Genomic DNA, 23,209 nt, shown 5'->3' on the forward strand with positions numbered 1-23,209 from the left:
TCCTACGCGGGCTTCTTCGCCACCCACTGTACTCCGCCACTCGTCAACGAAGGCTTCAGGTTATGGAAAACACCAAAGCGACCAAACCCCATCGGGCGAACCATCTGGAATCCGGCGCGCTCCAGCACCAGGCGCAACGAACGATAAGTGAAATAGTGCAGATGACCGCCATCGAACAGCACATCGCTCCCCAGTCCCTCATTGGGCTGTGACGTGGAAGGAAATCTGCCCAGCGCCAGAACCAGTCGCTTCTTGATGAACGCAATGTTGGGCGTGTTGATGACCAGCCACCCGCCTGGCTTCAAGACGCGAAACATCTCATGCGAGGCGGCATAGACATCTGGGATGTGCTCGATCACATCCGCCGTGATGATGCGATCCACACTGTTGTCAACCAGCTGAGACATGTCTTCAGCCGAGCCTTGCACAGGCGTGAACTTCAACGCTGCCAAGTTTGCCTCGGCCTGGCGCAAACGCTCGGCCGAATACTCCAGGCCAATCAGATGGCTATAGCGGTTGCGGAATTGGTAAAGCAGGCTGCCGTCGCCACAGCCAATATCCATGATTGATTCTCCTGTCCCTTCCACCGCGACTATCGCCTCCACACGATTACGCGGCCACTTCAGGATTGGGTAGTCGTTGATCCTCTGCGCTTGACCATCGGTTCTATAAAATTGATCGTATTTATCAGATAGTGCCACTTGTCACCCCCTTGTTTTCCAGAAGCTGAAAAACCCCCTTCACGCGACCTTCCCAGGTCATGGTTTCGTCGACGCTTGCTAGCGCACGCTGACACATCAAATTTCTACGTCCTTCATTGGCGGCCATTTGTCCAAGAGCGTCCGCAAGTAGATTGACAAGTTCAACCTCATCAAGACCTTGAGTGGGGACAATTATGGCCGTTTCGTCGGACACCAATGTAACCGGTCCACCTATATCAAGACATATCACAGGTAGGCCGTTTGCTTGTGCCTCCAGCACTACGTTTCCACTTGAATCATGTAGGCTTGGAAATAAGAAACAATGCATCTGTCGATATAGAGGAAATAATTCTTTTTGGGGGATGTAGCTCACCCAATGAATTCGATCTAATATTCCGACTACTTTGGCGACACGTTTTAATTCATCCTCGTAAGGACCCCTGCCTACCAGCGTGAAGTCTATAGCCACACCGCGACTCAAAGCTTCGGCGACAGCGCGTATAGCCAAATGGGCCCCCTTCCAACCAAGCAGGCGCCCAACAAACAGAACTCGCAGTGGTTCATCGCCCTGTCGGACAGTCGGAATAATGCCCCGTATAGGATCAATCCCGATTTCTGCGTAGACAATGGCACGTTTGCGAAATGGCCATGGCAAAGCTTGGCGGGTGTCCTCTGTCTTAACCAAAATCAGTGTTGCTTTCGCATAGGCCACCCAAAGAAAAGGGTCTAACAAAACCACTTTGTTAATAAGCGTGCGTAAATATTCCTTCAACTTCTCACGCCCAAGAATTGAGCGCTTAAGCTTAAGTGGAGCATCTTCTCCCCCACCCAGTGGGCCAAAAATGAATGGGATACCGAGATACCCCAAAAAAGAAGGATGGCGAAATACACCGTAAGTTAGATGCATTGCCAAATCAAAATGTTGTGAACGATGTAGATTTCTTGCAAATGGAAGCAAAGCAAACTGCCAAGCAGAGTAGAGTAGTTGCGCAGTAGTTGAATTCAGTGGAATCGAACAGAGCCACCAAGGCCGAAAATAAACGACCCGCAAATTTGGTTGCGGATTTTGTTCCAACTCATCTTCAATCGCACCACGCCTAGTAACATCAGTGACCATCACCACTTCATGTGCGCGGCACAATTCAATTGCCCAGCGCCAGCCTACGCCACCTTCACTGCCTGAGTTGGGTACACAACCAAACGCTGATAACAAAATCTTCATACATTAACCATATCTAGCGCATAGCTCATTTCTTATCCGCAATTGCAAGGTAGCTTCCGTATATGGATAACATCGGAAAGCGCATCCCAAGATAGCGACTGACTTTTCCGCTGCCGTAAATCTTGACATTACTAAATCCACTCATCCTCAGCTTGATTCTCAATGTGTCCGGGAAATGTTGCGAAACATGAGCGCCTCCAAGAATCGAATGCCCGCGCCATTTTCTCTTTAAGTCATACGGATTAGGTGTAGTCAGCATTAAGCGACCACCAATTTTCAGGACTCTAAAAATTTCCCCCAAAGTCTGATCGATATCCGTCTGATAGAGATGTTCGATGAATTCCCCTGCCACCACCGCGTCATAGGTACCGTCCTCGTTCGGGATCTTGGTGGAATAGCCATGCACGCCTTGCTCGTAAACATCTTTAGGCAGGCGATCCAGTCGATCACGGACGGCATCTAAGCCATAAATAAGAAGGTTGTTATCTAGATCCTTAAGCACACTGCCCCCTCTGCCCGTGTTGCAACCGATATCGAGCACGCTGCGTGTACCTGTGGGTAGAAATTTGTAAAACTGGCGGTAGCGATCTTCCGTGAAAGGATCGTGTTCGCTTTCCGGCTGAGTCAGATTCAGCGCCTCGTAATTTTTTTCCATCCCATCTCCCAATCAGTTGGTACCAGCAGGACCGGCCCTGCCGTCAAATTATTTGTTCCATGTAATGCGGTATGAGCGTACGAACTGTTTTTTCCCATGAATATGAGTCCGCGAAATTCCGGATTGCGTCTCGACTGTATTCCAAACGTGACGTATAAAATCTTTCAAGTGCCTCTGCGAGCGCTTCTGGTGACTTTCCAGCCACAAGAAACCCAGCATACGGTGGCAGGTATTCCTTGAACGCACCCACATCGAAAGCAACAACGGGCACACCAAATCGGTATGCCGTGAACAACACACCGCTTTGGTCGATGTGCCTGTATGGAAGTACGACAACATCGGCAGACTCGAAGTAGCCTTGGACATCGTCCTCTGGAACAAAGCCTTGAACCCATTCGACACGGTGAGGCAGGGAAACTTTGTCAATCAAGCCTCTGATTTCTTTTGCGTACTGTGCATTCCTTGATTCACCGACAATCTTGGCGACAATGGGGAAAGCACTGCAGTGGACCAACGCTTTCAGAAAAATGTCGACGCCTTTGTATGGCAATACCCCACCAAATATCAAAACTCTAAGCGCGACTTCGGGCTCGGGGGCGCTGACGATTTTGGGTATCTCGTCTACCCCATGGTGCATGACCACAACTCGCTCGGGCGCCACTTCGTATTCTTCTATGAGCGCGCGTTTCATTTTCTCAGTATGGACAACGAGCTTGTGCGGCACAGCATAGAGTCTTTTCAATTCCGCCTTTTTTTCCTCTGATTCGTTATCGTGCGGAAGAAGATTATGAACGGTTAGGAAAAATTTTCTGGCAACCAGTTTGTAGATATGACACTCTATTAGGGCGGCCCACCCCGTACCCCCAAGCAACATGCCATTGAGGTGCACAACCTGAGCCTTGCTCAATAACAGATGGCGTCCCAGCTTCACCAGGTAGCTCAGAAGATTCTGGACTTTCTTAAGCTTGGATCGGTTTGGGTTTTGGCTGCGGCGCAGGTTGAATACTTTCACCGAGCTATCGATATCCGAAACAGGCGTGCGATCTGAACCAATTAGTTCTACTTCAAGGCCGTTCCGAGCCAAACCATTGGCGAACCCTTTTTCGTAGCTGGGCTGGAAACCGTGCGGCACCAGTAATACCGAGTGTCCCATCGTCAATCCAGCTGGAATCGATACACCACAGCCTGGCTCCGATCGGGGCAGGTTTTGGCGAGGATGTAGAAGCTGTTCTCTGCTTCCGAATATACCGGCCTGGGATCGCATAGCCCCTGACCGATGCGAAAAGGCCGCGACCAATCGCCGCCCGGTATACGTTTGAATATATTCAAACCGGAAGCAAACAGCCATTCGTTACCATCGTGATCCACCAGGATCTTTGAAGCGCTGTTGGGAGTGTCGGCCGGTACGCTCCAACGACCCGTCACATGATCTCTGCGGATGAGTTTGCGGTTTTGGCCCTGCGGTTCCAGGATAGCGAGCACATCGCCATTGGCCGCAATGGCGATGGATTTGGCAGTGTCGAACCGCGTACCGGGAGACCAGCCTGGGATGTGATTGGTGGATGCACTGGCAACTGGAATCGGTCGCGACGTATCGGCAACCTTGCGGTAGCTGGGCAATACATTCACCGCTCCAGTTTGCCCGCTGTGTTTGTCCCACCAGGTCCAAATGGCGTGCATGGCATTGTCGCCGTCAAACGCCAGGGTAACGAGATAAGGCACATAATCCTCGTCATAGGCGAAGGCGGTGGCGACCGAGGCCCCCGGCCCATAAGGCATGACATCGCCACTTTTCAAGCCTACCAACCCGCCTACAGATGCCCAAGTTCGGGTTACGGTATCGTACCGGGCAATGCCTTCGGCTCTGGAACGCGCATCCCAATTCCGAGCCGGGCGTATGGCATAACGATAGCTGACGAACAAATCGCCCGCCCGGTCTTTGAAAAAAGCAGGATAAGTAATCTGGTTACCGGGGATCAGCGCCCGGCCCATGTCGGGATAATGGGTCTTGTTTTCCAGACGCAAGGCGTCGAGTTCGCGTTTGCTCACAGTCTGTCCATGAAACACAAACCCGCCGACACTGTAAGGCTGCTCGGAGATGGCGTATTGCCAAGGCAAATTATGCATGTTGTAGGCTACATGGATGTAGCCATTGCGATCGAAAGCCAGCGAAGGCTGAGTGTGATAGGGGTCGAGCAGCGTGTTGGTATCCAGCGTTGTGCTTTTCCATTGCCAGACGTTATCAATTTTCTTGCCCTCTCTCACCACGGTGTTGAGATAACCTGGGGTGGTTTTGACATCGGCATCGGTCACAAAGGCAACAGCAATCCGACCATTTTGCACGTCGATGGGCGTGGCAAACACGCTCAAATCACCCTGCGAAGAGATGGCAACAGGTTGCATGACGAGTTCAACGTCTCCGCCACGTGCAGCTGAACTAAACACCATACACATGCACACCAGCAGGATCACGGCTCGGCTGAATTTCATGGACGTATTGCGGCTTTCGGATCGACGGTCACAGTGGATTGCTTCGTGACAACTTCCCTCTGCCACAGGTGCACATGCGCGCCAATGATTGAGGTGGTCAGGATGATCCACCACAAATGCGTCGTTCTCATGAAGTTGGTCTCGGACGCGTTCAGCAACAAGGCTGCTACAAGAATGGCCAGATGAAATACCGCCATAAGTCCTTCGCCGCGCTGATTCATCCGGTAGATATTGCGCAGATGTGCTCCCAGCACTATCAACAGGAGTGCCAGGCCCACGTAGCCCATTTCGTTCACGATATCGATATATCCATTGTGGGCCTGCCCCGGACGCCAACTGAACATCCGGACGATGGTAAAAGAGGGGCCTTCAAGGCCCATCCAAAATCCGCCATAGCCCGCCCCCAGCCAGGGATGACGGGCAATTTCGTAGCCCATCATGTGCCACAACTCGGTTCGACCAGTGAGGGTGACGTCCTTGCCCACCGAGCCCAGACTGACTTCCAACAAAGCCTCAAGAGGCAGGTTCCCTTGCAAAAGGAAATAGCCGAACATAGTGGTCACACCCACGATCGAAGTGGCTAGTGCGACTATCTGAAGCTTGTTGCCATAGCGTTTTGAAGCATACCAGAGCAGCACGATGGAAACCGATGCAACGTAGATGCTGATTGTTGTGGCGCTACGAGTAGCAAACAACGAGATGGATGCAAACGCAAACAGCCACCAATTCAGTCGTGGCTTGTTTTTGCTAAGTGCCAGAAACATATAGACCATCGCCATGAGCAGAGCGAACTGGCCCCACACGTTCTTCGTAAAGGTGAAGCCTTTGTAATTGCCATCCGGATCGAAAGATAGGTTGTGTGAAGCAATGGCAAGTACCCCCAGCAACAGGAAAAACAGGCCCGGCCAGGCAAACAAGCCAAAAGCATTACCCTCTCGGCGATGCCGTACTAGTGCAAGCGCAACAAAGAGCACGCCCAAAAGCTGAACTGCACGCTTGGCAGAGACAAGCGGCTCTGCCGACCACATGACTGACACCAGCGCATAAGCCAGCAACAACAGGTAAGGCACCGGCACCCAACTCCACGGTACGGTAAATTTGCCTCGGCTACGCAAGGCAAACAAAAGCGCAACCATAAAAGCCGAGCCCCAACCAATCTGCCTGAACAAGCTCCCTTCAGACGCGCCTGCGAGATCCCCGCCGCCAAATGGAACCAGGTCAAGGAACAACACGGCAAACACCACCAGCCAGCGAGCTGGCTGGGTAACCAACAGCAGAAACGGAATCCCGATACCAAGCGCCAGTGCGACGGCAACATAGGGCCCCAATCCCGCAACATAGGCATAGATTAATTGCAGCATGGCGATATGCCCTCAGCCTGTGGCCTTGCCCAGTATTGTCTGGCTTTGGTGATAACCATCAGTACTTGAAGCAATTCGACGGCACATAGGACACCTACAACCCAAAGCGCGCCATAGTGCGAAAGCAGGATGAAACCTGGCAGCGACAAAGCCAGTGCCAGCCAAGTGATATGGTGAAGAAGCTTGTAGCCGTTTGCATCGACCATGAGCGTGGCCATATAGATATTTCTGGAAAAGCCGATCGCAAAGAAAAGCAGCCACATGAGCACCAATGGCCTCAAGCCCTGATACTGCGCCCCCAAAAAATGCTCAAGCAGTGGGTAGGTGACAAACAGGAAAACGGCCAGCGTCGCCATGAGGACGAACCCGGCAAGTAGACTCTTATAAGTGATGCGTCTGATCGCAGCGATGTCGCCAGCTGCAAACCAACGGCTGATCCTGGGTCGGTACCAATTGGCCCAGGCTGTCATCAGCAGTCCTATCGGCATAAGGAAAAGTCTTGCTGCGCCAATGTCTGCCACCATTGCAAGGCCCAGCGACTTTCCTGCAAAGTAGGGATACGAACTGAGATTGACCCAAGTAACGATAACTGAAGGCAGCGCCCAGCGGCCGCACGACCAAAACTGTCTGAGGGGGGCGACATGGGTCTGCAGGCCCTCGAACTGTGTGAGCTTGGCGAGTAAGGGCACAAGTCCGGCAATGCCGGTCAGCAGCAATACAATGCCTGCGGACAAACTGGAACCTGCCATCGCCAAACCGATGCCTGTCAGAAGAACCACGCCATAGACAAGATCGCCCGCAAAAGCGCGGATTCCCTGCCCTTGTACATAAGCAAAAGAACGCTGTGATTCACGTGCGATAGTCCCAATGATGGCTAGCGTGAAGCCCACCATGAGCAACCCGCTCAGGTGAAAGTGCGTCAGAAACCCATAGGCCAACAAACCCAGAAGTCCCAGCACGCTACACGTCAAGGCCAGATAGATGTGCAACGAGGCTGCCGTCGTCTGAATATTTTTCTTATCAGTTCCAGCCGCAGCAGGTAGGAAAGTAGCCAGCGGGGAGTTGACGATGGCATTCTGGATGCTCTGGACCAGCACCAGGGGCGCAATCAGCAGGATGTAATAGCCATACTCAGTTTTTGTGGAGCCCCAGATGAAGGCCAGCGATATCGAGAAATTGAGCAGACTCAGCCATGCCTGGTCGGCAACAGCGGCGAGGGGATTGAGTCGCTTGAACAGGGACATAACCTATACGTAATGCAGGCGAAAGGGGATGGCCGTCTTGCGCGGACAAGTCATCAGGTTCATGAATATGCATTCGATGCGATGAAATCCTGATACGCAACCGCCAAACCGCTTTTCATGAGGGTGCTGGCCTTCCAGCCCATCGCATTCAGTCGCCCAACATCCATCAGCTTGCGCGGCGTTCCGTCTGGCTTTGTGCTGTCGAATTCGATTGCTCCCTGATACCCCACCACGTTCTTCACCGTTTCAGCCAGTTCGCGAATGGTGAGATCGTGGCCCACGCCAATGTTCATCAATGGCGCCAGGCCGTCGTTGCGGTCCTGCCCCAGCAAGGGAACAAACTGCTCATCCGGCAGGTTCATCAGGTAGACGCAGGCATCGGCCATGTCTTCGCTGTAGAGGAATTCGCGCCTGGGCGTCCCGCTTCCCCACACGGTCACACTCGGTGCATTGGCAAGCTTGGCTTCGTGAAAGCGGCGGATCAGTGCGGGAATGACGTGGGAATTCTCCGGGTGGTAGTTGTCGCCGGGGCCATACAGGTTGGTCGGCATGACGGCCAGATACTGCGTCTTGTACTGGCGGTTGTACGCCCAGCACATCTCGATGCCGGCGATCTTGGCCAGGGCATAAGGGCGATTGGTCGATTCCAGTTCGCTGGTCAGCAGGTGCTCTTCCTTCATCGGCTGCGGGGCCAACTTGGGATAGATGCAACTGGAACCGAGGAACAGCAGGCGCTTGACGTTGTTCTTGTAAGCAGCGTGGATGACGTTGGTCTGGATGGCGAGGTTGTCGCGGATGAATTCGGCGGGATAGGTGTTGTTGGCGTGGATGCCACCGACCTTGGCTGCAGCCAGGAACACGTATTCGGGCTTCTCCGACTCGAAGAAGGCTTCGACTTCAGCCTGGTTGGTGAGGTCGAGTTCGGCGTGCGTCCGGGTCAGGAGGTTCGTATGGCCCTTGTCACGCAGGTTGCGCATCAAGGCTGAACCGACCAGGCCGCGATGCCCTGCCACGTAAATCTTGGCGTTCTTCTCCATGGGCCTATTCGTGGTAATCCATGGCCTTGTAGCCATGCTTCTTCACCAGCTCGTCGCGCTCGGCTGCCTTCAGATCCTCGCGTACCATCTCGGCCACCAGTTCGTCGAAGCTGATCTTCGGCGTCCAGCCGAGCTTGTTCTTGGCCTTGCTGGGGTCGCCCAGCAGGGTTTCGACTTCGGTGGGACGGAAGTAGCGCGGGTCGACGGCAACGACGCATTTGCCGTGGGCGTCATAGCCCTTTTCGTCGACGCCCTGCCCTTCCCAGCGGATGTCCATGCCGAGCTCTTTGGCTGCCGCGTTGACGAAGTCCCGTACCGAGTACTGCACGCCGGTGGCGATGACGAAGTCTTCGGCGTGGTCCTGCTGCAGCATGAGCCACTGCATTTCGACGTAGTCCTTGGCGTGGCCCCAGTCGCGCTTGGCGTCCATGTTGCCGAGGAACAAACATTCCTGAAGCCCGAGCTTGATCCGCGCGAGGGCGCGGGTGATCTTGCGGGTGACGAAGGTTTCGCCACGGATGGGGCTCTCGTGGTTGAACAGGATGCCGTTACAGGCATACATGCCGTAGGCTTCACGGTAGTTGACGGTGATCCAGTAGGCGTAAAGCTTGGCGCAGGCGTAGGGGCTGCGCGGATAGAAAGGCGTGGTTTCCTTCTGCGGGATTTCCTGGACGAGACCGAAGAGTTCGGAGGTGCTGGCCTGGTAGAAGCGGGTTTTCTTTTCCAGGCCGAGGATGCGGATGGCCTCCAAAATACGCAGGGCGCCGAGGGCGTCGGAGTTGGCGGTGTATTCGGGTTCTTCGAAGCTGACGGCCACATGCGACTGCGCGGCGAGGTTGTAGATCTCGTCAGGTTGGACCTGCTGGATGATGCGGATGAGGCTGGAGCTGTCAGTGAGGTCGCCGTGGTGCAGGATGAAGCGGCGACCCTGCTCGTGCGGGTCCTGATACAAATGGTCGATGCGGTCGGTGTTGAACAGCGAGGTGCGGCGCTTGATGCCGTGAACTTCGTAGCCCTTGCCCAGCAGGAATTCAGCGAGGTAGGCGCCGTCCTGGCCGGTGACGCCGGTGATGAGGGCTTTTTTGGTCATGGTGTCGGGTTGTATGAAATGGGCAAAACGGGTTAAACGGGAACGCGAATCAACTGGCTGCGGCCGGATGGCCAATAATGCGCTGCCGGCCGTCGGGCGACATCGCCTTAAGCAGGTCGCGCGTGAATGCGTCCTGAATATGATAAGCCTTGGTATCGTCTGCCTGAATGCTGGAAATCCTGAATAACAGCCCGTCGGGAATTTTCCCTGTGAGGCCATATTTCAATTGCTGGAGTTTCCATTTCAATCCATTCACGGCAACGGTATCGCCCACAGTCGTCCAATAGGTGATCGGTTCGATTCGTCGCCCTTGGGTGGCGACCAGACGCTTGACGGGGATGCTTCCTTCGCCGGTGGCAAATGAACCGATAGTCGGGTTCTTGAGAATCTGAAATCCCTGGGCGGGATAGCAGACTTCCGGCTTGTGCACATCCATGTTGTCGGACTGATCGCCACCATAGGCAATGGACAGCATGATGTGTTCGCCATTTGAATTGACGTACGTGCGCGTCAGCGTCTGGTTGTATATCTCCTTGATCAGCGCTTGCTGCTCGGGATTGGAGATCAGGGGCACGATGGTTTCATCGATTTTCCAGTCGCCGAAGGCTTTGGGAATCAGGGTTTCAAGATCAAGTTTTGGTTCGCCATCCACTATCCTGACGGTCGGTTTAAGCGCGAGCGCCATGCCCGCTGCTGCAAACATGCAGAGACCGATGACGAGATGCCTGAAGCTGATGAGTTTCATTCTGGTCTCCTTGTATCAGCTCTGCGCATAGGCGCGTGGACGGTCGGGGAAGATGAAACCCAATAGCCAATCCAGTACGAACAAAAACAGCAAGCCGATCACGAACAGCATGATGCCCGCAAAGCCATGCAGAAAACCCTGTCCGGCCTCATCGCCAAGATGATAGGTCACTAATACCAGTACCATCACGCGCACCACGTTGGCGGCAAAGGCAATCGGCAGAATGGCGGCCATGATGATGAGGTTGCGTGTGATGCTGGTGCGCTGCATCAGATACAGATACAGCAGCCCCATGGCCGACAGGCTGAACATGGAATGCAGGCCGCCGGAACAGGCATCGGCCACCAGCAGCTGGTAAGGCCCCACGGTAAGCATGACGCCGCTGCGCGCTATCGGATAGCCGGCCGCATACAGCACATGTTCGGCAATCACCGAAATGTATTGCTTGAGTGGACCGGTGGCGGCATCGACGATGAACCCAGGCAACGGGATCATAAAGATCAGGAAGAACAAGGCGAACCACAAGGCGCGCGCAGCACGGGTGCCCAGCGTGATGAGCAGCGCACCCAGGATGACCGGGATCTGCGAACCGACCTCGAACAGCAGGATGTCCTGCGACCGCCCCAGTGCATAGGCAAGCAAACCGATGACAAGCAATGTCCAGCCGGTCGCGACCTCGGCACGGGTGGGCAAAACGCCTGCGTCAGCCGAGAATACCGCGCGACGCTGCCAGATCAGGAACAGGGCAACCACCAGCACGATGGGGCCATGCGCCTGCTCTTCCGAGTTCCACAGCCCATGCGCCAGCATCCAGTAGGTGGGCACGTACAGCACCAACAGGCCGAGCACGACGGGCCACCAGGTTTTGATGGGAGCAAGCGCGCCGAGCACGGACGCACGCGAGGCAAGCGTATTCATCGCATCAATCCAGAACGACAGCGCCTACGACTTGCGCACCGGTGAAGAGGATTTTTTCCTTCAGCTCGGCCAGCGGTGCCAGGCGGCTGACGTTACGGCGAGTGGCGATCAGCATGCCACCGGCGCGTGCGGCAACCAGCTGGAAGTCCGAACTGAGCTGCGACGACGCGGTGTCCAGCAGGATGATGTCGTAACTGGTTTCCAGGCCGGACAGGAGCGCGCCGAAGCTCGGGCGCGCCAGCAATTCGGCCGGATTGGGCGGCGGCGAGCCGGCGGGCAGCACGGCCAGCGTATGGAAGGGTTTGACCGAGTGCACCTGCAGCGAAGGCACGCGCTCGGCCAGAAGGTCGGACAGGCCCATACCGTTGCCCAGATGAAAAATCTCCTGCTGGTGCGGCTGCCGCATGTTGGTATCGATCAGCAACACCTTGCGCCCCATCTGCGCAAACAGGACGGCAAGGTTGGCCGCCAGATAGCTGGCGCCTTCGTCGGCACGCGTACTGCCGACCGCCAGGGTTTTGCGTCCCTCGTTGAACCAGCGCAGCAACAACTCGGAACGGACCGAGCGCAAGGCCTCGGCTTCCTTGCTGTAGGGGGCGGTGGCGGCGGTGAGTTCGGGACTCAGGCTGGCCTCGGCGGCGGGGATATAGGGATACTCGAACTGCTGCGACAACGCCTGCTGGATGTCGGCCTCGGTCACCAGGCCGAGTTTTTGCGCGGCCTCGCCAAAGCGCAGGTTCTGTTCCTGTTGCAGCTTGAGTACACGTTCCATGTCCTGCGGCTTGAGCCTGCCGGCATCCTGCAGCAGTTTGCCGATGTTGGCTTCGGCTCGGATGCTGGTTGCGGCCGCTTCGACGATGCTGCCCTGTTCGCTGGCGCTGGTGAGTGAATTCATATAGACCTCGGCTTATGCGGTGTGAGGGTGACGGCGGTCAGGCCATGGCGGGACGATTGCGTCGGAAGATTCGGCGTAGCGCTTCCAGGCGGCGACCTCTTTTCGTCACTTCGGCCAGTACTGGAATGTCCAATCCCATGGCGATGTCCTGGCCCGAACGCACACGACGATCCAGCAACTCAACCAGGAAGCCCACCCCCACACCCAGCAACGTGCCGAGGAATAACGACAGCAGGATGTTCAGGATCACACGCGGCTTGGACGCTTCGAGAGGCGGTGTGGCCGAATTCAGCACGGCGATGTCGGTCTGCGTGGACTGAGCCTCCATACGGCTCTGGCCATACCGTTGCAGCGCAGCATCGTAGATGCGCTGGGCATTGTCCAAGTCGCGGGCCAACAGAGTCGCTTCTTCACGCTGCTGCTTGAGCGCCAGCACGTTGGCTTTCTGCTTGGCAAAAGCCGAACCCAGTTCGTTATAACGCTGGCGCGTTGCCCCTGCATATGCGCCTACGCCGCGCGTTGCCGTGTTGAGTTCGTTGGCGAGCCTGGCCTTGTAGCTGTTCACCTCGGCCAGGGTGCGCTGATAGTCCGGGTGGTTTACCCCCACGCGCTTGGCCAGGTCGGCCAGCTTGCCTTCCCCTTGCGACACTTGCGCCTTGAGGCCTTGCACGACCGGATTGTTGATCACTTCCGGCATGCTGCCGCTGTCGCGGGTACGCGAGCCGGCATCGAATGCCGCCGATTGCGCAGCCACCATCTGGCTGGCCAGTTCAGCCATACGGCGGGTTTCCACGTCCAGCCGTTCGTCGGATTCGACGATGCCTTTTTCACGTTGATATGCGGTGAGTTTTTGTTGAGCGTCATCAAGGTTCTTGCGCAATTCGATAATCTGCTGATCGAACCAGGCGGCGGTTTGCTTGGCCGGCTCCACACGCAGATCAAGGCTGGTTTCGATGTAGGCCTTGGCAAAAGCGTTGGCGATGACTGCCGAGAATCGTGGATCGGAGCCGGTGAATGCGATGGAAATGATGCTGGATTCACGCGAGGGTTCCACGCTCAATTTCTTCAACAGCAAATCGCCCAACCACTGATTGATGTTTCCCTTGCCTTCGGTCGCCTCCATGAACTGCTCGTGGGTGCCAGGGCTACTTGCCAGTTTCAGTTCGCTCACAACCTTCTGCGCGACATTCGAACTCTGGATAACGTCAACTTGGGTAGCCATGTAACCGGGAAACATCTGGGACGGCATCAACTGACCCGTGAAAGGATCCTTGCTCTTGGAATCGATGATCAGCGTGGTAGTTGCCGTGTATTGCTTGGGTAATAGCAGGCTCACTACGGCCGTAACAGCAACGGTCAACAAAAGAACGCCAAGGATGATCCCCTTGCGTGCATTCAGGATCAGCAGGAATTGGGTAAAGTTCATTGCGGCTTCCTTAGAACAGGCTTTCCTTGACGTAGATCACGTCGTCTTTCTTGACCGGGTCGGCCAGCTGGGCATCCAGTTCCTGCATCGCGCCTTTGTTGTCGCGGCGCAGGATCTTGATGCCGCGCTGGGTGCCGCGCTGGGTGAGCCCGCCGCCCAAGGACAGGGCCTGTACTACGCTCATGTTCTGCTCCAGACGGAAGGCGCCGGGGCGCTGCACTTCGCCGTAGATGTAGAACATCGGCTGGCGTGCCACGTTGATGACGTCGCCATCCTGGATCAGTTCGTTGCTGGCTTCGCCACCCGGTTTGAACAACGCAACGACATCGATATCGTGGTAGCTGGTCTTGCCGTCGCGCGTGCGTACCAGGGTGACAGTGTCGGCGCCGTCAATGATGATGCCGCCGGCCAAGGCCAACGCATCGGTCACCCGGCTGATTTTCTCCAGCGTGTATTGGCCGGGACGGTTGACCCGCCCCAATACTGAGATGTGCTGGCTGCGGTATTGCACCACGTTGAGAGTAACGAAGGGCTTGATGATGAAGCCGCCCTTGCTCAGGCGCTGTGCAATGTCGGCCTCGCCCTGGGCCGGGGTGATGTCCGCCATCTTGACGTCGCCGATCAGCGGAAAGGTGATGGTGCCGGTCTCGCTCACGCGCGCATCGGTGGTGAGATCGGGCTGCCCATACACGGTGATGTGCAGGACATCGCCCGTGCCCATCCGGTAATCGTTATCCGCACTCCATACAGGCGCCGCCAACAGCAACGCGCACAACATCCATACACTACGCCACAACCTGATCATTGCTCTCTCCAATTGACGGCAGCCTATTGGCCAACCGCGCTCCTCATTGATTGTTATCTTTGCGGCATCCACCCTGTGGCTGATTGCCGTACAAACCAGTTTTGCTTGCCGGTCAACGGCAAGCGGTCATTCTAACCGTGTCCATAGTCAGAATTGCTCACCCGGTCCAGCCTGTCTGCCATGCAAAACCCATACCCGCAACCGTTCGACAATCGCCCCCTAGAAATCAGCCCTCACGTTGGCAAACAGCATGTGAAACTGGTAATCCTCGACAGAGATGTTGGAATCCCGCCGTCCCGCGCTGACGCCGACATCCACCGAAACAGCTTCAATCGGCATATAGCTGATCGAGAGCGATTCGCTGATGGTATCGTCGTTGCGTTGCAGTTGTGTTGTGCCGGGGTCGCCCTTGAAATCGCGATTCTCGAAAGTCGCGCCAGCATTCAGGCGCCATTTTTCGCGTATCAGCCACACGCCGTTTATGCTCGCGCCTTTTTTCAGCACCGAACTGGCATTGATGTCCTGCGCGCCCCCCAGTTCCTGATAGGCCGATACGCTCAGCAAGGTTTTACCGGTGGCATACCAGTCTGCGGAGATTCGCCCTGCGAGGCCGTTGAAATCCGGGCGATCCTTGAGTTGTGGCGCGGGACCGCTGAAATCGCCACGCAGGACATTCTTGTATTGGCGATCCACCCAGCCAAGCTGACCGCGCAGCTTCAATTTGCCGGACGCACTCCAGTCGCCAAGCAGGTTGTATTCGGTTTGTTTGTAACTATTGTCCGCCACATCCGTAGGGTTCATGGGAAACGGCGGACAGAAAAACAGAAACGAACACACCGAAGCCAGGATTTGCGGATTCGGGTATTCGGCATCAATCCTACGCACCTGCGCACGCAAGCTGCTGCCCTTGGGCGTGCGATAGGTCAAGACGGCATCCTGCGTCCGTTGCTGGACATCCTGCGAGACCAATGAGGGTGCGCTGTTGGCGTAGTCCGCCGTTTCGACGCCCCCACCTATACGCCAACGCGGGTGAAACTCCCATTCGGCACGACCGAAACGACGTTTGCGTGTCACCTGGTTATTGACCAGGCCCACACTGTCAAAATTGCTCTGACTGAGCGATTGGGTCGCTCCCGCATTGCCGCTCAGCTGGTTGCCCAAACGCCAGTTCCAGGTGGCCTGATAATCATTGCCGTCGGAGTCGTAGATCGTGTTGCGGTTGTACCGCACCCGGGTCTTGGTTGCGCTGGCGACGATTTCCTGGCGGCCGGGCTTCCAGTCCACATTCAGCCCGGCGCTCAGAACGCTGTATCGTTCGCTGCGCGGAGTGCCGGGGCTTTCGTTGTCGGCAAGCCGGAAAAGGTTGCTGTCGAAAAAAGTCCCATAGGATACGAACGGACGAAAGGTATCGCCTTCCTGCGCGTATGCCGGCAGGGCAAGGAATACACCCAGTACCAGCCCCTTCCATGGCCGCGCAGATCTCACCAGAAACTCCAATGATTCGTGGTCACAACATACGCGCCCAGCGCACCGTTGGTGACGCTGTGCGCAATGATCGGCGCCCACAGGTTGCGGGTGCGGATATACAGCCAGCCATACGCCAGCCCGGCAACCAGCCCGGCCAGCCATTGCAGGTGTTCGACGGCAAACAGCGCACTGGCGACAAGCAGCGGCTTGAAACCGATCTGCGCCGGGTCAAGGATCAGAAAATCGGTCTGCTGCACCCAGCGCTGCAGGAACGAGCGCCAGAACAGCTCTTCCATGATCGGCACCACCAAGGCTGCGCCCGCGATGCGGAATGCCACCAGCAGCCAGTCGATGCGGCCGGTTTCATCCGTGGGGTTGTAGCCCTTGCCTGCTTCGCCCATCAGCATCCAGGCGGCGTCGAGATTGACCCATAGCACCAGTACGCCGAGGCCGACTGCTAGCGCCAACAGCAGATGTCTGAACGGGAGGCCATACGACCGGAGTTCGGTGTAATGGTGCCACAGCACCGCCAGCGCAAAAGCAACCAGCCCGGCTTTCACCGGATAGAGCCAGCGCACGTCGAAGCCCGGCGCCCAGTCGGGCAGCAGGCTTTCCAATACGAGCAAAGCGATATACAGCCCGAATGGCAGGCTGCGTACGAAAATGGGAGCCATAGGGAGGCAGGTTCAAGTTACAAGTTGCAAGTCACAAGAAAGGAGCGAGTGGCTTCACCACACTCTGTCTTGCATCTTGCAACTTGAATCTTGTAACTGTTGCTACTTCAGGCCGGACACGCCCTTGCTGATCGCATCGGCGTCAGCAGCAGGTGCAGCCGGGGTTGTAGCCGATTCGGCAGGCGCTGCCGGAGTGGCAGGCGCTGCCGGGGCTTCCTTGCCGGCATCGGCAAACTCACCCACGTATTCGATCTTGGCTTCTGCCTTCACCTTGTCGAGTTCGGCCTTGGCCGCCTTCTGGCGCGCCTCATTTTGCAGCAGGCGCGCGATGGCGGGCTTGGCCTGCTCCTGCGTCACTGGTTGAACCTGCGAATCCGCCAACACAATCACCAGCAGGCCTTCCGGCGTATTCACAATCATCGCCTGGCCATCGGGCATTTCAGCCAGCTTAGGCAGGATCGCTTGCGGCAGTTGCTCGGCAGGCTTCACACCTTGTGATGCCTGCACCGGATATTTTTCGTCTTTCAGCCATGCAACGAAATCACCCAGCGTTTTGGAATCGGTCAGCTGCTTGCGAATCGTCTCCTGCTTCTCTTTGGGCGCCTTGATCGAGAGTTCCTGCAGGCGGTAGATCTTGCGTTTGGTGAACAGCTCAGGATGCTTGTTGAAGTAATCCGACACCTCGGCATCGGTCGGCTCCGCCGGCGTACCCAGCTTACGGGTCATATAGACTTCAGCCATGATCTGGCGGCGCGCCGCATCCAGCGCCTGCACCACGACAGGGTCACGATCCAGCTTTTCCGATTGCGCCTTCTGCGCCAGCACTTCCTGATCGACCAGATTACGGATCACCTGCAGCGAAGCCGCCTTGGACTGGTCCTTATCGAGATTGGGAATGCGCTGCAGCGCGTAGTTCACCTGTGACACCGTCAGTTCGGTGCCATTGACCTTGGCTGCCACCTGGGTGGGCTTGCTCTCCTCCGCCGTCCCATCTTTCTTGTCGCCGCAACCTGCTATCAGGGCAACGATCAGCAACGGGAGATACAGCTTCTTCAAACCATGCATGTTGGTCTTCCTCTTAGTCCGGATTATTGGAAATTATGTGGTACGAATGTTACAGCAACACGTTGCCGGATGGCATAAGGCCAGTAACACTCGAGGCATTTAAAAACGCCAAAAAATTTGAATGCATAGTGCATGCGATTTTATGCAGGTTCACGTCAGACTTAATGATCACTTCGCATTTTCAGACAAATCTGACAAAAAAGCCGGGGACGCATCCCCGGCGCAACCTGCATCAGATTAAGAACGACTTAGAACTTCATAGCGACGCCTGCCGTGATGAGATCAATATTGATATCTTTTAAATCGAAGCGTTCATACTCTGCGCGCAGATTCAAATTATCCAGCAACGCATAATTGACCCCTACACCGTAAACCGGACGATAGCTATCGTCTCCGACAGCCACGCTCGCTGTCGTGCCCGATCCCGACCCAGTAGCCTTGGCTGTGATCTCAGTGAGCACATACGCTGCGCCCACCTTGCCCATCAAAGAAAACTTGTCAGTAATCGGATAAGTCCCTACGGCAGCCAGCGACCAGGCATCGGTTGCCACATTCGTACGGATCGTTCCCGCAGAAGGTGTGGTGATAGTGGTATTGGCATGGGCGTCGTTCAGGTTGGTATAGCCACCTTCCAAAGCCAGATATTTATTGAACTGGTAACCCCCGTAGACTTTCCAGCCTTCGCTAAGGGGGCTGGCCGAAGTCGTAGACGTGGCGCCCACCGAGGCCACGGCCGAATCGATACTTGAAGCCAAGTCGCGATAATGGGATTGTCCGACGCCCAAGCCGGCGTACCAGCCATCGAAGTTGATACCCCCCCAGTCACTATCGCCATATTCATCAAGTTCGCCCGGACCCGGATCAAGCACCCATCCTAGACTCATGGCGAAGACATTTTGATGCATGTCGAATTCAACGCAATTAACAATATTGTTTTTACAGCCACTTTGACTATGGGATGCGGCATACATATAAGTGCCAGTCACCTCAAGATTTTCGTTGGCTTTGTAAGTAAAACCAAGTGAATAATGCTTCTCAACTGTAGCCGGAGCTAAAAGATTAAACGTCAACTGATTATTGGGAATCGGGCTTTTCCCATAATTGTAACCACTGCGAACCTGCAGTCTATTATTGACTCCGTACTGTACGCCGAATTTATAAACAGTCTGATTTGTCCAGCCAAAACCCATACCTTGGTCGTTGCCTAACTCATATTGATTAGGGTTAGTTCCAGTAGCCAATGACGGGACGCCCAGGGTGCCGGCAATATTCGTCATCCCTGGGTTACCAATGGAAGGAACATCCGCATAGTTGATCCTAAGTACGTCGGCGGCGACAATCAGACCTTTGACAGGCTTAACCGCGATCCCAATACCGTAATTTTCCGGGATATCAAAGCCCCCTTGCTCCGCAAACAAGCCCCGGTACTTGTCAAACTTTGTCATATAAGTTTTAGTGGCGTAAGTAAGCCCCAACGTAAGCCGATCATCAAGAAACTCGCCCTGCCAACCTAGCCTAACGCCCGCCCCGTAACTGTAATCGAACCCTTGTCCAGTTAAATGATCTGGATCAGCCGAAATGGCAAACCCTAAGTCCTTATCAAAATTTCTGAATGCCTCCAAGCCATAGGCACGGAAGCGCGTTTCTGCGAGAACCAGAGATGCGCCAATAGAATGATTCTCATTGACTTTATAGGCCGCAGTTATTGGAACAAGCAACTGCATCATGTCCACGCCAATTTTGGCATCTTTAGGCGGATCACCAAAAAACGAAAAGAAATTCTCAGGATAGGTTGTATTCATTCCGCCATTGCCCACAACTGCCAACGCAACATGCCATTTGTCATCCAACGGCATGCTGAAACCCATTTCCGGCAAGATGAAATATTTCGCATCACTTTCAGTATTCCCGCTAAATCCGAAAGCGGTGCCCCCACCAGCTGGCACACCTACGGTAGCATGCCGCTCTGGATTGAATACCCCAAACCCTAAGTCGCCACGCATTCCTGTATTTACTGCATTCGCTGGGTTGGCCGCGGTAGACAAAGAGTCACGGCCATACGCAATCCCTACCCCCCCCATCCCTTGGGATCGGAAACCAAAACCCGGCAGAAAATAGCCATTAGTGGCGTGCGCGGGGTACGCTGCCATGCAGGCAGCGGCCAGCGCTGCGAATTTGAGTATGAAACGCATGTCTCCTCCAGGAATTTTATTGAAATTGAGCGCTAATGGGTTGCGACCTCTCCGCTCCCCAAAAAGCTGGTTGGATATTACCAGCACACATTGAGTGGAAGCGATAACCCAGACCAGAAAAGTTGAATTTGATTCATAAAACCCACGAATACATCAATTAGCAACAAGAAATACGGCGGGATCAACCCGCCGTATTTATACCGCCCTAATTAAATTAGCGCTTTAAGCAGAAGCCAATCAAGCCATCAGCTTGCGGCGACGCACAGCAAAGCCCACCAAGCCCAAGCCAGCCAGCATCATGCCGTATGTGGAAGCCTCGGGAACCGGCGCTGTAGCCATCACACATTCCAAGTGCCAGTCAGCACGTTGAGTTTGAAAGTCAACATCTTCTGCAGCGGTAATGACATGCGACCAATCCATAGTGTAGTAATGGACCCCACCAATCGTCTGGACATTAGTCACCAGCGTGCCAGCGTCCGGGAACAGTGGGTATTGCTTGGCGGTTGCATTCCAAAAACCGCCAAACCCAGACAGATCAACGCTAATGGATCCAGCACCATCGCCCCCGGTCCAACTCGCGGTCACACCGCCGCCCGCAGTATTAGCATAAAAGTTGAAAATTGAAGGGACAGAACCGCCATAGGTGAAAGGGGTTGCGAAAGCTCCGTTACCCTGCGCTACACCGTTGGCAATAATCGCGCCATCTGTCGTGCCCGCACTTACAAACGCCTTTGAGCCGGCAGCGTTAACACCATTCCCCGCCTCAGCGCCGAAGTAAAAAAGACCGCCACCAGTACCTGCTGTAGCAGAAGCCATGCTCATGCCAGCCACGCCACCAATTTCTTGAATAGTGAAAGAGGTTACGCCTACAGCCTGAGCTCCTGTTGCAGCCGCAGCCAGAATCAGACCCGCTGCAATTTTCGTCATTGTGAATTTCATCTTATAAATCTCCTCATGTAGAAAGTATCGATCGATCAAACAACTACATCCTCCTGCCACACGGTGTAATACTCTTCACCGAATAATGCCCTTAGCGGCGACTCACACTTAGCAATGCCCATTCCAGCTTTTTCTCGGATTTACTTATGGACTTAACAATCAAGCATTTAAGATTTGAATTTAGTTGTTTTTGGTAGGCTTCCTGGTAGGTTCGAACCAGATGTGTAAAAAATTCCGACAAATTTCTTAACAAAGAACGAAAGAAAATATCTCATATGACACAAACAGACCAAATCAATTAGAAAAAATAAACTCTTTTGTTTTAAAATCAAATTGTTAATGAAATATAAACGGCCAATTATTATGTGTAAAATTTATCGACAAATACGTATTTATTAGTATTTCTGATATTGCAATAAAAGAAATTTGTACGCTATATCAACCAAACACTATATGCAAGCCAGTCCGAGCGCTCTTTCACAGAACGGAGACAGACTCGATATATCGTTCTCTGTTCTTGGCAAAGGCAATGCGCCACTTCGCTTTCAAGCCGGATACTGCCGGCCATTCCATGAAAGCAGCGCCCCATCCGGGGATTCGTGATTTGACTTTATAAAGACCGCAGGCCGACCAGCCCGAATATCAGCGTGACACAGCCAGGTGCAAGGACGTTCGGATCCGCTAATGGTCCGGGTGCGCGTTCCACCCTGTAATGGCTAATACGCGTTCTGGTCGCGCCAGACGACGGCGAGTGTCTTGCCGATGATCATGAGGTCAAATACTAGCGACCAGTTGCGCATGTAGTCGATGTCGTACTGGACGCGGGCGCGCATCTTGTCGAGGGTTTCGGTTTCGCCGCGCAGGCCGTTGACCTGGGCCCAGCCGGTGATGCCGGGCTTGACCTTGTGGCGGAGCATGTAGCCCTTGATGAGCTTGCGATACTGCTCGTTGTGCGCAACGGCGTGGGGGCGCGGGCCGACGACGCTCATGCGGCCCTGCAGGACGTTGATGAACTGCGGCAGTTCGTCGAGCGAGGTGCGGCGGATGAAGGATCCGAATCGGGTGATGCGGGGGTCGCTGCGGCCGGCCTGCTTGATGGTGTCGCCATCGTCGCAGACGCGCATGGAACGGAATTTGTAGACGAGGATTTCCTGGCCGTCGAGGCCGTAGCGACGCTGCTTGAAGATGATGGGGCCCGGGGACGACAACTTGACGCCGACGGCCAGAATGAGCAGGACGGGCCAGATCACCAGCAGGATCAGGCTAGCGATGGCGACGTCGCTGATGCGTTTGCCGATACCGCTGACGCCCAGCGTGGGCGATTCGGTGAGCGCCACCACGGGCATGCCGTGGATATGATCGACCCGCGCCTGGATCAGGTCGGACACGAAGATGTCCGGCACGAAATAGACCGACGTGGTGGTGTCGCGCAGGGCGTCGAGCAGGTTCAGCGTGCGGGGCTGCGAGGCCATCGGCAAGGTGATGTAGACCAGGTCGATGCCATTGCGGTTGACGTATTCAGGGATGTCGGCCAGCCGCCCGAGCAGTTTGGCTGGGTCGGTCAGTTCGGTACGCTCGAGTGTGCGGTCGTCGAAAAAGCCGACCACATCGACCCCCAGCGCACTGTCATTGGCAAAACGGCCGCGCAGTTCGGTTCCCAGGTGCCCGGCCCCCACGATGAGTGCGCGGCGGCGGCCGCCTTCCAGCAGCAGCAGGCGCGGCAGGATCTTGCGTACGACGCGGTGCGCCCCCCACATGGCGATGGGGGTGACGAGCATCCATGCCATCACCAGGTCGGGCGGAAACCAGTCGAGATAGCCGGTGGAATAACCGAACAGCAGGATCAGGCCGGACAGGAAAAACCACGGCATGACCACTTCGTTCCAGAAGGCCCGCAAGGTCACTTCGGGCCATTTGCCGGGAAAGGTCAGCGTAAAGACGATGAGCGCCAGGATGGGATAAGGCCCATTGAAGGCCTCGCCGAAATAGAGTGCGCAGCCGATCAGCACCAACACGGCCACGAAGGGATCGAGCAGGATTTTGGTCAGCGATACGACGGAAAGCTGCTGCCGGAACAGCCACTGGTTATGGTTTGTCATTACTCCAAATGCTTCGCGTCGATGCGTGTTTCCTGAGGGCAGACAAGCGTGTAATTATCAGTCGGCCCGCCGGTTAATGCCGGGGCAGGCGCATTATCCAACAAAAGTAACGGGCCAATGTTGCCGGAACTTGAAACTGCCCGGACCATTCGCGTCATATGTCACGATATTGCCCGCGCGTAAA

The 23,209-nt window shown here is 55.2% G+C and carries 20 protein-coding genes; all 20 read right to left on the reverse strand.

From position 1 onward, the window contains the following. Positions 1-2 precede the first annotated feature (2 nt). The 20 genes from B058_RS0100105 to B058_RS0100200 all read right to left on the reverse strand — a co-directional run bounded on the left by B058_RS0100105 (position 3) and on the right by B058_RS0100200 (position 23,025). Positions 3-701: a class I SAM-dependent methyltransferase gene (locus B058_RS0100105; protein WP_081616688.1), complete on the reverse strand. Its 699-nt coding sequence runs from the start codon at positions 699-701 to the stop codon at positions 3-5. Continuing rightward, positions 688-1,923 (reverse strand): glycosyltransferase family 4 protein, encoded by a 1,236-nt coding sequence (locus B058_RS17355; protein ID WP_081616689.1) that lies wholly within the window; start codon positions 1,921-1,923, stop codon positions 688-690. Before B058_RS17355 ends, B058_RS0100105 begins: the two co-directional genes overlap by 14 nt. A 25-nt stretch (positions 1,924-1,948) precedes the next feature. Beyond that, entirely contained in the window at positions 1,949-2,578 is a 630-nt protein-coding gene (locus B058_RS0100115) for a class I SAM-dependent methyltransferase (protein WP_018506421.1), read from the reverse strand. Positions 2,579-2,621: 43 nt separating this feature from the next. Then, positions 2,622-3,731, reverse strand: a complete 1,110-nt coding sequence (locus B058_RS0100120) for a glycosyltransferase family 4 protein (RefSeq protein ID WP_018506422.1) — start codon at positions 3,729-3,731, stop codon at positions 2,622-2,624. A gap of 2 nt (positions 3,732-3,733) precedes the next feature. Next, on the reverse strand, positions 3,734-5,068 hold the full coding sequence (locus B058_RS0100125; RefSeq protein ID WP_081616691.1) for a BNR-4 repeat-containing protein: 1,335 nt from the start codon (positions 5,066-5,068) through the stop codon (positions 3,734-3,736). Beyond that, entirely contained in the window at positions 5,065-6,429 is a 1,365-nt protein-coding gene (locus B058_RS0100130; protein ID WP_018506424.1) for an O-antigen ligase family protein, read from the reverse strand. Before B058_RS0100130 ends, B058_RS0100125 begins: the two co-directional genes overlap by 4 nt. Beyond that, complete coding sequence (locus tag B058_RS0100135) at positions 6,417-7,673, reverse strand: MATE family efflux transporter (protein WP_018506425.1); 1,257 nt, start codon at positions 7,671-7,673, stop codon at positions 6,417-6,419. Before B058_RS0100135 ends, B058_RS0100130 begins: the two co-directional genes overlap by 13 nt. A gap of 59 nt (positions 7,674-7,732) precedes the next feature. Beyond that, the gene (locus B058_RS0100140; RefSeq protein WP_018506426.1) at positions 7,733-8,710 is read right to left on the reverse strand and encodes a GDP-L-fucose synthase family protein; all 978 of its coding nucleotides are present in this window, start codon (positions 8,708-8,710) and stop codon (positions 7,733-7,735) included. A gap of 4 nt (positions 8,711-8,714) precedes the next feature. After that, complete coding sequence (gmd, locus tag B058_RS0100145) at positions 8,715-9,800, reverse strand: GDP-mannose 4,6-dehydratase (protein WP_018506427.1); 1,086 nt, start codon at positions 9,798-9,800, stop codon at positions 8,715-8,717. Between the two features lie 49 nt (positions 9,801-9,849). Continuing rightward, on the reverse strand, positions 9,850-10,545 hold the full coding sequence (gene epsI, locus B058_RS0100150; protein WP_018506428.1) for an exosortase-associated protein EpsI, B-type: 696 nt from the start codon (positions 10,543-10,545) through the stop codon (positions 9,850-9,852). A 15-nt stretch (positions 10,546-10,560) separates the two neighbouring features. Continuing rightward, positions 10,561-11,463, reverse strand: a complete 903-nt coding sequence (gene xrtB, locus B058_RS0100155; RefSeq protein ID WP_018506429.1) for an exosortase B — start codon at positions 11,461-11,463, stop codon at positions 10,561-10,563. A gap of 4 nt (positions 11,464-11,467) precedes the next feature. Beyond that, positions 11,468-12,358 carry a chain length determinant protein tyrosine kinase EpsG gene (gene epsG / locus B058_RS0100160; RefSeq protein ID WP_018506430.1) on the reverse strand — a complete coding sequence of 297 codons (891 nt, stop codon included), beginning with the start codon at positions 12,356-12,358 and terminating at the stop codon, positions 11,468-11,470. Between the two features lie 37 nt (positions 12,359-12,395). Continuing rightward, the gene (gene epsF / locus B058_RS0100165; protein ID WP_018506431.1) at positions 12,396-13,784 is read right to left on the reverse strand and encodes a chain length determinant protein EpsF; all 1,389 of its coding nucleotides are present in this window, start codon (positions 13,782-13,784) and stop codon (positions 12,396-12,398) included. Positions 13,785-13,794: 10 nt separating this feature from the next. Then, positions 13,795-14,589 (reverse strand): polysaccharide export protein EpsE, encoded by a 795-nt coding sequence (gene epsE, locus B058_RS0100170; RefSeq protein ID WP_026240500.1) that lies wholly within the window; start codon positions 14,587-14,589, stop codon positions 13,795-13,797. Positions 14,590-14,808: 219 nt separating this feature from the next. Further along, positions 14,809-16,155: an XrtB/PEP-CTERM-associated polysaccharide biosynthesis outer membrane protein EpsL gene (epsL, locus tag B058_RS0100175; protein ID WP_245539223.1), complete on the reverse strand. Its 1,347-nt coding sequence runs from the start codon at positions 16,153-16,155 to the stop codon at positions 14,809-14,811. Further along, positions 16,071-16,730 carry a CAAX prenyl protease-related protein gene (locus B058_RS0100180; protein ID WP_018506434.1) on the reverse strand — a complete coding sequence of 220 codons (660 nt, stop codon included), beginning with the start codon at positions 16,728-16,730 and terminating at the stop codon, positions 16,071-16,073. The genes epsL and B058_RS0100180 overlap by 85 nt, the downstream gene beginning before the upstream one ends. 102 nt (positions 16,731-16,832) lie before the next feature. Beyond that, positions 16,833-17,795: an EpsD family peptidyl-prolyl cis-trans isomerase gene (locus B058_RS0100185; RefSeq protein WP_018506435.1), complete on the reverse strand. Its 963-nt coding sequence runs from the start codon at positions 17,793-17,795 to the stop codon at positions 16,833-16,835. A 248-nt stretch (positions 17,796-18,043) separates the two neighbouring features. Continuing rightward, positions 18,044-19,987 carry an outer membrane protein transport protein gene (locus tag B058_RS0100190; protein WP_018506436.1) on the reverse strand — a complete coding sequence of 648 codons (1,944 nt, stop codon included), beginning with the start codon at positions 19,985-19,987 and terminating at the stop codon, positions 18,044-18,046. A gap of 237 nt (positions 19,988-20,224) precedes the next feature. Beyond that, positions 20,225-20,926, reverse strand: coding sequence for a PEP-CTERM sorting domain-containing protein (locus B058_RS18075; RefSeq protein WP_026240502.1), 702 nt, complete (start codon positions 20,924-20,926; stop codon positions 20,225-20,227). A 716-nt stretch (positions 20,927-21,642) separates the two neighbouring features. After that, complete coding sequence (locus B058_RS0100200; protein WP_018506438.1) at positions 21,643-23,025, reverse strand: undecaprenyl-phosphate glucose phosphotransferase; 1,383 nt, start codon at positions 23,023-23,025, stop codon at positions 21,643-21,645. Between the last annotated feature and the right edge of the window lie 184 nt (positions 23,026-23,209).

The sequence above is a fragment of the Thiobacillus thioparus DSM 505 genome (genome assembly GCF_000373385.1).
In the GTDB taxonomy this organism is placed as follows: Bacteria; Pseudomonadota; Gammaproteobacteria; order Burkholderiales; family Thiobacillaceae; genus Thiobacillus; species Thiobacillus thioparus.